This window comes from Roseivivax isoporae LMG 25204, assembly GCF_000521865.1.
Classification (GTDB): domain Bacteria; phylum Pseudomonadota; class Alphaproteobacteria; order Rhodobacterales; family Rhodobacteraceae; genus Roseivivax; species Roseivivax isoporae.
The window spans coordinates 1-11,557 of the sequence record NZ_JAME01000059.1 but is presented as its reverse complement, the minus strand read 5'-3'; the positions used below and the strand labels follow the sequence as shown (position 1 = coordinate 11,557).

At 65.9% G+C, this 11,557-nt stretch carries 12 protein-coding genes; 10 read left to right on the top strand and 2 right to left on the bottom strand.

What is annotated here, in order from left to right; all coding sequences use genetic code 11:
- Positions 1-214 precede the first annotated feature (214 nt).
- Together RISW2_RS21525 and RISW2_RS21520 are read right to left on the bottom strand one after the other, a co-directional pair.
- The gene (locus RISW2_RS21525) at positions 215-1,633 is read right to left on the bottom strand and encodes a sensor histidine kinase (protein ID WP_043774954.1); all 1,419 of its coding nucleotides are present in this window, start codon (positions 1,631-1,633) and stop codon (positions 215-217) included.
- Between the two features lies 1 nt (position 1,634).
- The gene (locus tag RISW2_RS21520; protein WP_043774951.1) at positions 1,635-2,414 is read right to left on the bottom strand and encodes a response regulator; all 780 of its coding nucleotides are present in this window, start codon (positions 2,412-2,414) and stop codon (positions 1,635-1,637) included.
- A 251-nt stretch (positions 2,415-2,665) separates the two neighbouring features.
- On the opposite strand from RISW2_RS21520, the gene RISW2_RS24765 reads away from it, so the two are divergent.
- The 10 genes from RISW2_RS24765 (at position 2,666) to RISW2_RS21465 (ending at position 11,501) form a co-directional block, all read left to right on the top strand.
- Entirely contained in the window at positions 2,666-3,343 is a 678-nt protein-coding gene (locus RISW2_RS24765) for a hypothetical protein (protein ID WP_156943937.1), read from the top strand.
- Between the two features lie 38 nt (positions 3,344-3,381).
- A complete protein-coding gene (locus tag RISW2_RS24760) occupies positions 3,382-3,708 on the top strand; it encodes a CREC-EF hand family protein (RefSeq protein ID WP_043774945.1) in 327 nt (108 codons plus the stop codon).
- A 1,023-nt stretch (positions 3,709-4,731) separates the two neighbouring features.
- Positions 4,732-5,796 carry an AraC family transcriptional regulator gene (locus RISW2_RS21500; protein WP_084615517.1) on the top strand — a complete coding sequence of 355 codons (1,065 nt, stop codon included), beginning with the start codon at positions 4,732-4,734 and terminating at the stop codon, positions 5,794-5,796.
- A gap of 78 nt (positions 5,797-5,874) precedes the next feature.
- Positions 5,875-6,834 carry a hypothetical protein gene (locus RISW2_RS21495; protein WP_156943936.1) on the top strand — a complete coding sequence of 320 codons (960 nt, stop codon included), beginning with the start codon at positions 5,875-5,877 and terminating at the stop codon, positions 6,832-6,834.
- Positions 6,835-6,925: 91 nt separating this feature from the next.
- Complete coding sequence (locus RISW2_RS21490) at positions 6,926-8,653, top strand: sulfatase family protein (protein ID WP_211238736.1); 1,728 nt, start codon at positions 6,926-6,928, stop codon at positions 8,651-8,653.
- A gap of 66 nt (positions 8,654-8,719) precedes the next feature.
- Positions 8,720-9,553 (top strand): type 1 glutamine amidotransferase domain-containing protein, encoded by an 834-nt coding sequence (locus RISW2_RS21485; protein ID WP_043774934.1) that lies wholly within the window; start codon positions 8,720-8,722, stop codon positions 9,551-9,553.
- Between the two features lie 25 nt (positions 9,554-9,578).
- Positions 9,579-9,827 (top strand): hypothetical protein, encoded by a 249-nt coding sequence (locus RISW2_RS21480; RefSeq protein ID WP_043774931.1) that lies wholly within the window; start codon positions 9,579-9,581, stop codon positions 9,825-9,827.
- Positions 9,812-10,729, top strand: coding sequence for a formylglycine-generating enzyme family protein (locus RISW2_RS21475; RefSeq protein ID WP_043774928.1), 918 nt, complete (start codon positions 9,812-9,814; stop codon positions 10,727-10,729). Before RISW2_RS21480 ends, RISW2_RS21475 begins: the two co-directional genes overlap by 16 nt.
- A 14-nt stretch (positions 10,730-10,743) precedes the next feature.
- On the top strand, positions 10,744-11,094 hold the full coding sequence (locus tag RISW2_RS21470) for a hypothetical protein (RefSeq protein WP_043774925.1): 351 nt from the start codon (positions 10,744-10,746) through the stop codon (positions 11,092-11,094).
- A gap of 2 nt (positions 11,095-11,096) precedes the next feature.
- Positions 11,097-11,501 (top strand): DUF4345 domain-containing protein, encoded by a 405-nt coding sequence (locus RISW2_RS21465; RefSeq protein WP_043774923.1) that lies wholly within the window; start codon positions 11,097-11,099, stop codon positions 11,499-11,501.
- The last annotated feature ends 56 nt before the right edge of the window (positions 11,502-11,557 follow it).

The following is an 11,557-nucleotide window of genomic DNA, read 5'->3' as shown; positions in this document are numbered from 1 at the left end:
GCGTGGAGTTTTTCAACACCATCAGCCCAAACTGACCACCGCGCCGGAGCCATAGTTCGCAGGCGCGGCAAAGCATCGCCCGCCGGGGACGGCCCAGACCGGCCGCTGGAAGGGCGGCGCGCGGCTGCGGCGCAGCTAACCCGAACCGGTCATTCGTGGCAACGTGCAGCATCGTCTGGCCGCCCAACATTGGCGGTGCGAACGGAGCAACTGGTCAAGTGTCTTCGCGCGGCTGGTTCGATAAAGGGATCCCAAGCGTCAAACGGGCCCGAAACCCGCCTCGTTCCAGGTTCGTAAGGCTCAGGCCGCCCCCGATCTGTTCCATCAGGGCCTTTGCGATGGCAAGGCCAAGGCCGGCGCCACCTGTATCCCGCGACCGCGATCCTTCGATCCGGGTGAAGGGGCTGCTCATCTCGTCGAGGAACGCGTCGGGCACGCCCGGACCTGCGTCGACCACATCGATGGCGACGGTGGCGGGATCGACCCATGAAACGGCGATGGACGCCGACCCGGCATAGCGCAGCGCGTTGTCGACGACGTTGTTCAGCACGCGTGTCAATTCCGGTGCCGCGATGTCGGCGGTGATCGCGGCGGACGGCGTCGTGGCGTGAACGGCGTCGCCCACATCCCGGCGACGGGCGGCGAACTCGGTCAACCACTCGGTCAGGTCCACCCGGGTGAACTCGGGCTTCTCGTGAGAGGCTTCGCCCAGCAGCAGCGTGTCGTCGATCAGCCGCGACATATCCTCGATGTCCCGGGCATTCTTTTCCCGTTGCACGTCGTCCTCGATGAACTCGTTCCGCATCCGCAGTCGGGTCAGATAGGTCCGCAGATCATGCGCGATCGCGGCCAGCGTCGTGGTCTGTTCGGTCATCGCGCGCGCGATCCGAGCCCCGGCAAGATTGAGCGCCGACGCCAGTTCGCGCACCGGCCTTGGGCCTGTTTCGGGCAGCGGCTGCAGACCGGCCGCCGTGTTCGCACGCTCCACGAAGGTTCGCGACGCGCGGGCAAGCTGTTCGAGCGGGCGGGCATAGGACAGGCTCGCCCAGGTCATCAGCCCGATCAGGACGACGCTCAGGACCCCGACCGCAAGCGTCACGCCATACGAGCCGACAAGCCGCCGGTATTCATCGCCGCCAGACACGACAAGGCCCGCCCCGTCGGCCAGCCGCATCACGATAATGATGTCGTCGGAAAGGGTCGTGGGGCGCAGAAGGCCCGTACGCAAGCCGTTGCGATGGAAGACGCTGAAGGGCCTTTCGTCCAGCACGCCCTGATACAGCGATATGATCGGCACGAAGACCGGCGCGGGGTTTTCGACCGGCGGGGTGTCGTCGAACCGCGCGCTGAGCGAGAATTGCAGAAGCGGAGAATTGAGCGCGGCCAGTGCCGTGGGTCGCGTCTGTGGGTCCAGTTCGTCCATCAGGCGGGCGGCGGCGGCGGCCTGACGGACCACCGGGGGGCCCGCAAGGCTGGCGTCAAAGTCGGTGGCCGACCAGCGCATCGCGACGGCGAGGGAGATGTTGACCAGCGCCAGCGCGAATATCGTCAGGACAAGGGTGCGCAAACCCAGCCTGCGCAGGCCGGTAAACAGCGCGGTCCACGGCAGGCGGGCGTTGGGGCGGGTCGTCAAGTCATGGTCTCCCGCCGCCCGTCCGCGCGACGTCCGCGGCGAATAGGTAGCCTTCGTTGCGGACGGTCGTGATGAAGTCCGCGCCACCATGCGCCGACAGCTTTCTGCGCAGGCGCGAAAGCTGGACATCGATGGCACGGTCGAATGCCTCCGCGTCGCGACCCCGTGTCAGGTCAAGAAGCGTGTCGCGGCTCAGGACGCGCCGGGGGCGGCGGGCAAGCTGGGTCAGCAGCGCGATTTCGCCGGAGGACAGCGACACCAGCGTCCCCGAGGGCGCGGCAAGGCGCCGGCCATCGACATCGAGGATCCATCCCTCGAACGACAGGATCTCGCGCGGGTCGGGGTCAGGCGACACCGCGGGCACGACCGGCTGGCCCGCATCCGCGGGGCCGAGCGTCCGGCGCCGCAGGATGGCGCGGATGCGCGCGACAAGCTCGCGCGGGTTGAAGGGTTTCGCGAGGTAGTCGTCCGCCCCGACCTCGAGCCCGATGATCCGGTCGACGTCTTCGCCTTTCGCCGACAGCACCAGAACGGGCAGGCCCGGCGCGACCCGCCGACAGATCGAAAGCCCGTCCTCGCCCGGCATCATCAGATCAAGCACCACCAGATCCGGCGCGAAGGCGATCCGCCCTGCGTCGAATGCGCGCCCGTCGACGAAGCCGCGCGGCGCGAACCCCTCCCGTTCGAGGTAGGCCACGACGAGGGTGCGGATTTCATGGTCGTCCTCGACGACGGCAATGCGGATGGGCGGATCCGCGACGGGTGGCGTGGGTTCGCGCATGGATCGGGGCCTTGGGTTTCTGTTCCTCGGGTCTGACCGGTTTGCGCCCGGCGCGCGATGTGGCGGACCTTAGGGGCATTTTGTTTCCCGGGCATTTCTTGTTGCAACATGTTGCAACAAGAAACCGCAATTTTCCTTGCCCGTGAAACCTTTCGGAAATCGGGGAGAAAAAGACCGCTGCGATCTTCCTCCCTGTTCACGAAACGCATGCCAGCCGGCGATGCCTTTCCAACCCAAGAAGGAATGAAGACATGAAAACCCGTTCGAAGACCACGCCCCGTGGGGTCTTGTCGAGATCCATGGTTGCCCTGATGGCGGGCGCGGTTGCCCTGGCCGTGCACATGCCGGGGCCTGCAGAGGCGCAGGGCTTCGGCTTTCGCGCCGGGGGCGCGTCCGGCCAGAACGGCGCCGTGGCGGGCTCGCGCGGCGCGATTTCCAACGGACAGGGCGGCTTCGCCGCGGGGCGCACTATTGCGATCGGCGACGGGCAGGGCAACGGTGCGTTCGGACGTCGCTTCGCGGTGGGCGACGGACAGGGCAACGACACTGCCGGGTCGGGCGGATGTGCCGCCCACGGCGGCGCCGCGGGGTGCCGAGGCCGAGCCGCGACCTGGGGGCCGGATGGCACGTTCAGCGGCCGGGCCGCAACCGAGATCACCGGCGCGAACGGCGCCGTCAGCGGCGCCCGGTCCCTCGACCGCGACGCGGACGGCACCTGGAGCGGCGAGAGCGCGCTCGACGCCTCCGGCGAAAGCGGTGGCTACAGCGGGTCCGCCAACCTCGACGATGGCGCGGCTTCGCGCAACGCGACCTATTCGGGAGCAGCGGGCCAGTCCGTAAACGTCGTAGGCAGCTACGAGGCCGGAAGCGGCGGGACACGGTCCGTGGACTGCATCGATGCAAGCGGGACAACGGTGTCGTGCCCTTGATCCATCACAAACCGAAACACACCGGAAGGAAAACGCATATGACACGCCTCGCAACCGGCTTCCTCGCCCTTGTCGGCTTCTTCGTGCTGCCTGTGCTTGGGGTGCAGGCGCAGACCCTCTCCGACGCACAGCGCCGATTGCTGCAGGAAAACATGATGCAGGCCGATGCCAACAGCGATGGCATGCTCGACCGCAGCGAATTCGAGGCGTTGATCCGGCTGAATGCCGAGGACGACCTCGGACGGGCCGCGATGATCGTGCAGGCCGACCGGTTCGGCGCCGCCTTCGCGCGCATCGATGGAAACGGCGATGGCGTCGTGACCGCGACAGAGCTGCAGGCGATGGCGCAGCGCTTGCGAGGCTAAGCGGCATCGCGCGCGGGGCGATCCGCAGCGCCCGGTCCCATCGGGCGTACGAGGACGGACATATCCCGTCGGCGACGTCAGACCCGAAAGATGCGTCCCGCCGGCCCGGCCCCCAGATCCGGCGACCGGCGGGCGCGCCATTTGCACCGCAATCTGCGACAGCCATAAATCGGAGTGACCCCGATAGAGTTTCGAAAAGAACCCCTCCTCATGCTCGGCGCCGGCGTCGCCGTCAAATCGCAGATGCGGGCCTGCACATCTCGATCGACGAGGTGCGAGTGCAGCGTATCCTGTCGAACGCGGTCCTTGCGATCGCTGCCACCAGCGCGGTCCCACCACGCTTCCGGAAGACGGCCATGTGGCCGGAGCCATCGGCCACACGGAACTGAATCTCGGTTTCGTCGCCGTGTCCGGGCTCGAGAACCCTGTGAACGGCGAACACGGCGCACCGCTCTTCGCATTCATGGCGCTAGTCTCTGGCTTCCATACCTGCGGGCCGATTGCATGCGAAGGCGGGCCCGTGTCCACCAATGGACCATCGGCCTCGCGGCAGGTGCGCGGGTAAGCTTTGATCCCGGGCGCGCCCCGCGTCTCCGGCATGGCAGGTGGTCTCCAAAGCGAGGAAAAGGTACCCGCCGGTGGTGTGGAATCGCCTTGCGATACGCCTGCCGTCGAGCGACGGGTTTGCCGTCCTTTCCGGGGTCAGCACGAGCAGGTGCCACGCCGAAATGCGATGCGTGATCGAAAAAGGCACTTGCCGACCCCGGCGTTTCGCTCGATCGCCCTCTGGCGCGCGCGGGCCGTTCGGCGTGACTGGGGAGGTGCCGTCCGGACGCGAGCACGAAAGGCTCCACCGCATCGACGTCCTCCCAACGGTCACGGTCACCGGACACGTCGACACGCTTTTCGCTAACGCGGACGAGATCGCGAGGGGGAGTGCGTGCTTTACAGGGTTGTTGCGGCAGTGTTGCTCAAACCCTGAAGTGTGTCATCATCCCTCTGCTTTCTCAGGAGCGCGCGTCGATGGCACGCAAAAGTTTCACACCGCGCGATCCCGCGCTCCCCATGAACTACCCGGGATTCGTCTTTCGGACACTGTGTGAACAGGGCTACCCGGAAACAGCGCTCCTTGCGGAAACGGGGCTTTCAAAAGTCCAGTTGAGCGATCCGCATTTTCGGTGCGGCTTTCAGCCGCTGCGACGCCTTTTTCTGAATGCGATGGAGCAATCCAGCGATCGGCACGCTGGCATCACGCTCGCCCAACGGTTTCAACCCACCTACATCGGCCTGCCTGCCTATACAGCCATGAATGCGGCACGGTTCGATTGCGGCCTCGACGTCCTGAAAAGGTTCTTTTTCCTGAATTTCCCGGCATTCGAATTGGACTTGGTGAGAGGTGAAACCGCTCTGCACGCGGGGGAAGCGGCCATTCGCCTGCGATCCAAGTTTCCTTTCGAAGACATCGAGTATTTCGGGTTCAGCAGCGCCATCGTTGCCATCAACGGTTTGCTGAAGGCGATGCTGCGGGCCGAGCACGCCGCGATCCGTGCCGAGATGACCGTCGCACAACCGCCGGACTGGGCCGCCGTAGAAGCGGGACTCGGGTTTCCCGTACGCTTCGAGGCCGCGGAATACCGGATCGTCTTCCCGGAGGCCTTGCTGGACCGACCGCTGCCCGGCTCGGATCCGATCAATCATGTGCGGCTTCTGGGGCTATGCGAGCAATTCGCGGGAGAGATGGCATTCGAGACGACACCGCTCACGCAGGTCATCGCCATTCTTGAAAGCGCGCCGTCCCTGACGATGTCGCTTTCGGATGTTGCCGCGAAGATGGGACAATCCGAGCGCGGTCTGCGCAGGCAGCTGGACCGGTCGGGGACGTCGTACCGCAAGCTCGCGGATCAGGTCCGCGAGACCCGCGCCCGCGCCCTCCTGTCCGGCAGCACGCAACCCGTCAAGGCCATCGCCGGCGCGCTTGGGTTCGAAGCGTCCTCGAACTTCGCGCGGAGTTTCAAGCGCTGGACGGGCCTCACGCCCCTGGCCTACCGCGAACGGGCATGGGCACGCGACAACGCTGGCCGAAAATGAATGTCCACTGGCCGCGGGTGATCCTGACCTGCGGTCGAACGAGGCACCTCCAGCAGATAAGCTGCACGCGCGGCATGCATGGAGTTGCTCATGGCACGCATATCGCGGGCTCATGCCCGATCCGACCGCGGAATTCGCAGCGCGATGCCCTGCCCGCTGGTCGCCGTGCTGTCATGCGTCATGGCGGGTGCCACGCCGGGCTCGGCGGATGTCACCAGTGGCGCGCTGATCGACACGACCTCGGATGCCGCCTTGCCACGCGAAAGCGATGGTCAAACCGCCGAGCTTCTCTCGGCCTTCTTCGGCCTCGACAACGCCCTGCCGCGCGCTGCCCGGCTGATCTGTCGGGGCGCGCCGGGCAAGGATGGAATGCCGGTGATCTTTTCCACCGAGATCGACCACACGACCCTGCAGGCGGGCGATTTCCGTGTCACCACCGCCTCCGGTGCGAGGGGCGAGATGACGTGCGCCACGCTCCTTCCGGCGACGGATGCCGGCGAGTTGCGCACGGTTCTGCTGGTGGGCGATTTCGGTACGGCCGAGACCGATCCGCCGGTGACGGTCGACATCGTCGGGCATGTCCATTCGTTCGACGGCAGGCTGGATTTCAGAGGGGCGCGGGTGGCGGTCACGCCGCTGGCCCCGGGGCCCAGCCTTGTGATGGCGGAGGTTGCGGATCCGACCGCGGAAGACCGCGACCTTGGCCTGCGCCGCACCGACGGCGACGACTGCCCGACCGACGGCATACAGCAGGTGGTGCGCGTGGTCTGGGCGGGCGGCGTCACGCTCGCGAACGGCGATGAGCCGGGCGATGCGGAGCGCGACCTGTACCGCGTGACCGTGCGCGGGGCGGACGGGACGGAACGCGAGATCTCGCCCACGGTCCTCGCCGACCTCGGGGATGGCGACAACAACCATCTGCTGTGCCTCGACACGGCGGACACGCCCGTGTCCGTCTTTTTTCCCGAGGGCGTTTTCACCGACCCGAACGATGACCTGAACCCCGACACGCGTGTGCCTGTCCGTCCACTGAATTGATTGCGGGGTCATTTCAGAACGCAAAGAGACATGAGGTCTTGATATGAAGTCCCCTATCCGAAATACGCTCGGCGCGTTCACGCTCTGCGCGATGGCGGCGCTGCCGGCCTTTGCGCAGGAAACACGCCCGAACATCCTCGTGGTGCTGTTCGACGATGTCGGCTTCACCGGCTTCGGGGCATATGGCGGCGACGCACGCACGCCCGCGATCGACGCGCTGGCGCAGCAAGGCTCGCTCTTTTCGCGGTATTACACGTCTCCCTTCTGCGGGCCGAGCCGCGCGATGATGTTGACGGGCCTCGACAACCATCAGACGGGCATCGGCACGCTGGTCGAGTCCGTGACGCCCGAGCAGCTCGAACTGCCCGGGTATTCCATGCTCTGGGACGATGATCAGGCAACCATCGCGAGCCTGCTGTCGGCGGCGGGATACCAGACCTACGTGACCGGGAAATGGGGCATCGGGGCAAAGGGGGCGAACCTGCCCGACCGTTTCGGCTTCGACCGCTCCTACGTGATGGATTCCACCGGCGGCAGCAACTACGATCACACGCATTACCTGCCGGGCTACCCGGAGGTGCCATGGTACGAGGATGGCGAACCGGTTCGCCTGCCGGAGGATTTCTATTCCTCCCGCAACCTTGTGGACCAGATGATCCGCTACATTGACGAAGGCAATGCCGATCAGCCGTTCTTCGGCTTCCTGGCGCTTCAGGCGATCCACATCCCGGTGCAGGCCCCGGCCGAATTCATCGACAGGTACGACGGCGTCTTCGATGCCGGCTGGGACGTGATGCGCGAGGAGCGCTGGCAGCGCACGATGCAACTCGGACTGGTTCCCCCGACCACGACGCTGGCGCCGGTCCATCCGGACCATCGCGCCTGGGACGACCTGTCGCCCGAGGAGCAGGCCGTCGCCGCGCGCGCCATGCAGGTGAACGCAGGCATGATCGAGGCGGCGGATTTCCACATCGGGCGCCTTCTGGACCATCTCGAGTCCACTGGACAGCTCGAGAACACGATTGTCGTCGTCACCTCCGACAACGGCGCGGAGGCGGGGGTCATCGGGCTTGAAAACCCAGTCGTCGACCTGCTTCTCAGCGGCATCCATCGCATTGAAGGGCTGGACACGTCCCCGGAAAACATGGGCCTGCCCGGCAGTCTGACCGCCATCGGTCCGGAATGGGCCTCGGTCGAGGTGTCTCCGTTCAATCTTTACAAGTTCTATTCCAGCGAAGGCGGTCTGCGAGTGCCGCTGGTGATGGCGGGTCCGGGCGTGAACGTCACGGGCATTCAGGATGCGCCGGTCCATGTGGCCGACCTGATGCCCACCCTTCTGGATGCAGCCGGGGTCGCCTACGACGCGGACGCGCTTTACGGCCGAAGCATCCTGCCGCTGCTTTCGGGCGCAACCACCGAGAACCGGGGCCCCGATGAAAGCTTCGGGTTCGAGGTCAGCGGCAACGCGGCTCTCTACCGTGGCAACTGGAAACTCGTGCGCACCGCGCTTCCGCGTGGGGACTTCACGTGGCGGCTTTTCGACCTGTCGGTCGATCCGGGCGAAACCACCGACCTCTCGGCGGACAATCCCGAACTGTTCGCTGAGCTGCGCGCCGAATACGAGGCCTACGCCGCCGAAACGGGCGTGCTCGAACTCGGGCCCGAGGATTATGCCGAGGCGCAGGTGTTCTCGAACCTTCTGGAAAAGGTGATCCCCAAATATTGGCCCTACCTGGCCGGTCTCGTGCTGTCGCTGCTCACCGGTGTCTACGTCGTCTTCCGCCTTGTCCGGAGCATGGTCCGCCGCCCGGCCGCCTGACCCGCTTTCCAATCCGGTACACCGGATCCGGGCGCCAGCCCCAACATACAGATTTGGAGACCCGTCATGAACTGGATCGTCGTCACGCTTCTTGTCCTGGCTCTTCTCGCCATCCTCACGTATCTCTGCCTGCCAGCGTTCCTGCGCCTTCTGGGCATTCATCGGCACTATACCATTCCCGATTTCGACATGACGGGACGGCGGGCGCTGGTGATCTGCACCAATCACAACCGGCTCGACCCGCTGAAGCGTGACACCGGCGCCTTCGGCTCGGAATTCACCGTGCCCTATTTCGCTTTCGTCAATGCGGGCATGGAGGTCGACATGGCTTCGCCCAAGGGTGGCGAAATCCCGGTCCAGCCGGGCTCTTGGTCTTGGCCCCTGGTCTGTGAGGACGACAGGCGCTTCATGGCCGACAAGAAGGCGATGCATGACCTGAAGAATTCCAAAGCCATCGCCGGTCTCGATCCGAACGATTACGACGTGATCTTCATGGCGGGCGGTTGGGGCGCGGCCTACGACCTGATGCAGAGCGAAGAGCTGGGCGATTTCATCACCCGCGCCAATGCGGCGGGCAAGATCCTCGGGTCGGTCTGCCACGGCGCTCTGGGGCTGTGCGGCGCCAAGGGTCTGGATGGGGAACCGCTGGTCAAGGGCCGCCGCGTGACCGGCGTGACCAACAACCAGATCAACACCTTCGGCATCGCGGTCACGCCCAAACATCCCGAGGAAGAGTTGCGCAAGCTGGGCGCGATCTACGAATGCCAGAACGCGTTCCGAGACCCGTTCGCGACGCATACCACGATCGACGGCAACCTGATCACCGGCCAGAACCAGAACAGCGGCTACGAGACGGCGCACCGTATCCTCGAGCGCATGGCCACACAGCGCAATGTCTGAGGTTGGTCAGATCGACGAGGGGCCAATGGCAATGCTGCGCCGTGCGCCCCACCCCCACCTCTCATGGGGGGCCGTTCAGCGCGCGTCCTTCGGGCTGATCTGCGGCACGATCCTCGGCCTGAACCTCTTGAGGGCCATGGACGAGGTCTTCGCCGAGGTGTTGTCCCGTTCGATGGAGACGGGTGAGCGCATCCTGACGCGCAAGGCGCTCGGGGCCGCCTGGAAATTCGCAATTCACAGAGTGGGGGTCGCGGAACAATGTCACGCCGGCTGAAAACCCTCCCCGGTTCAGGCGTTGCCGCCGCGCTTGTCGCTCTGGGCTTGGCAGGCGCATGGCTTTACGCCAGCCCCGGCAGCGGCGAAGGGCGCACATGCGCGCTCGGCGAAACCCGGCTTGGCGGCTTTGTCGATATTCCGGGCGGCGGATTCGTGATGGGCGTCGATCCGGTGTTTCCCGGGGAAGGCCCGCCGCGAAAGGTTTTCGTCTCGCCCTTCGGCTTGCAGGCCCACGAGGTCACCAACAGCCAGTTCGCGGCCTTCGTGGCGGAAACCGGCTACATCACCGAAGCCGAGCGCCACGGGGGCTCCGCGCAGTTCGCCGAAAGCGACACGCCGGAGGTCTTCCTTTCGTGGTGGTCGCTGGATGCGGAGGCGACGTGGCGCACGCCGGACGGCGCGGGCTCCGAACTGGCGGGCCGCGCCCTGCACCCGGTCGTGCATGTGACGCTGAACGACGCCCGCGCATACGCGGCCTGGGCGGGCGGGCGCCTGCCCACCGAGGTCGAATGGGAATATGCCGCAAGCCTTGGTCTCTTCGATCCGATGGACCCGGAATCCGGCGTGCGCACGCCCGATGGCACCCTGCGCGCCAATATCTGGACGGGCCTCTTTCCGGTCGTCAATTCCCGGCGCGACGGCTTTTCCGGGACTGCGCCGGTTGGCTGCTTCGAGCCCGGCCTGACCGGGGCCTACGACATGATCGGAAATGTCTGGGAATGGACCGACACGCCCTTCGCCCCCGCCGTGCCGCGCTTCACCATCAAGGGTGGGTCGTACCTGTGTAGCGAAGACTATTGCCAACGCTACCGCACCGCCGCTCGCGAAAGCCTCGAGCAGGATTTCAGCACCGCGCATATCGGCTTTCGCATCGTGCGCGGGGCGAAAGATGACACGTAAGGAGAAAGCATCCCATGCCCCGTAGAACGATCATCGCCCTGCTCGCCGTTGGTGTGATTGCAGGATGTGCCCAGACAACCCAAGATGCGCGTGTCGATCTTCTTGATCGCCCCATCGATTGCGCAACGGCCGATCTGGACATCGCCGCACTTGAAACCGCCATCCCCGGCGCGGGCGAACGCGCTGCCGCGGGCGTGCGCCTTGTCGTGCCTGTCGCCCGCATCGCGGGCCGCGTGCGTGGTGAGCTGGACGAACGGCGCGAGATCGCATCGGGACGCACCGAAGACGATCTGCGCGCACGCATGGCCGAGATCGAGGCGGCCTGTCCCGATTCACGCGCGCCGAACGCGGTCGCGGAAGGCTGACGATGACCGTCGACCACGTGACACGCGGCCTGCTGCTGGCTATGGCGATCGGCCTTGTCCCGATCGCCCTGGCCTATGGCACGGCACCGCAGGCGGGTCTGCCGTGGCTGTACAGGATAGATGCGAGCGGCGTTCCGACACGTCACGTCTTTCGCGCGATCATGGGCTTGTACCTTGCCCTTGTCGTCTTCTGGCTGGTGGGCGGGCTGCGATCCGCCCTGCGGCGCCCCGCGCTCTGGAGCCTGTTCGTCTTTACATTCGGGCTGGCATCGGGGCGCGTGCTGAGCCTTGCCATCGACGGCTGGCCCGGCGTCTTGCTGTTTGGCTACACGCTGGCGGAAATCGCTCTCGCCGCCTTGGCCGGCGGGCTCCTCGCGCAGCCCCCGGATCAGCGGGAAGCCGGATGAACCCGACCGTTATCAAGCGGCTCGACCGCGCCCACTGACCTGCTCCCCTGAAAAGT

What these genes read in the sequence shown, in the direction of transcription:
- RISW2_RS21470 (WP_043774925.1), top strand. Translation starts at nt 10,744, where the DNA reads ATGCCCCGTAGAACGATCATCGCCCTGCTCGCCGTTGGTGTGATTGCA.
- RISW2_RS24765 (WP_156943937.1), top strand. Translation starts at nt 2,666, where the DNA reads ATGAAAACCCGTTCGAAGACCACGCCCCGTGGGGTCTTGTCGAGATCC.
- RISW2_RS21495 (WP_156943936.1), top strand. Translation starts at nt 5,875, where the DNA reads ATGGAGTTGCTCATGGCACGCATATCGCGGGCTCATGCCCGATCCGAC.
- RISW2_RS21475 (WP_043774928.1), top strand. Translation starts at nt 9,812, where the DNA reads ATGTCACGCCGGCTGAAAACCCTCCCCGGTTCAGGCGTTGCCGCCGCG.
- RISW2_RS21465 (WP_043774923.1), top strand. Translation starts at nt 11,097, where the DNA reads ATGACCGTCGACCACGTGACACGCGGCCTGCTGCTGGCTATGGCGATC.
- RISW2_RS21485 (WP_043774934.1), top strand. Translation starts at nt 8,720, where the DNA reads ATGAACTGGATCGTCGTCACGCTTCTTGTCCTGGCTCTTCTCGCCATC.
- RISW2_RS21520 (WP_043774951.1), bottom strand. Translation starts at nt 2,414, where the DNA reads ATGCGCGAACCCACGCCACCCGTCGCGGATCCGCCCATCCGCATTGCC.
- RISW2_RS21500 (WP_084615517.1), top strand. Translation starts at nt 4,732, where the DNA reads ATGGCACGCAAAAGTTTCACACCGCGCGATCCCGCGCTCCCCATGAAC.
- RISW2_RS21480 (WP_043774931.1), top strand. Translation starts at nt 9,579, where the DNA reads ATGGCAATGCTGCGCCGTGCGCCCCACCCCCACCTCTCATGGGGGGCC.
- RISW2_RS21490 (WP_211238736.1), top strand. Translation starts at nt 6,926, where the DNA reads ATGGCGGCGCTGCCGGCCTTTGCGCAGGAAACACGCCCGAACATCCTC.
- RISW2_RS24760 (WP_043774945.1), top strand. Translation starts at nt 3,382, where the DNA reads ATGACACGCCTCGCAACCGGCTTCCTCGCCCTTGTCGGCTTCTTCGTG.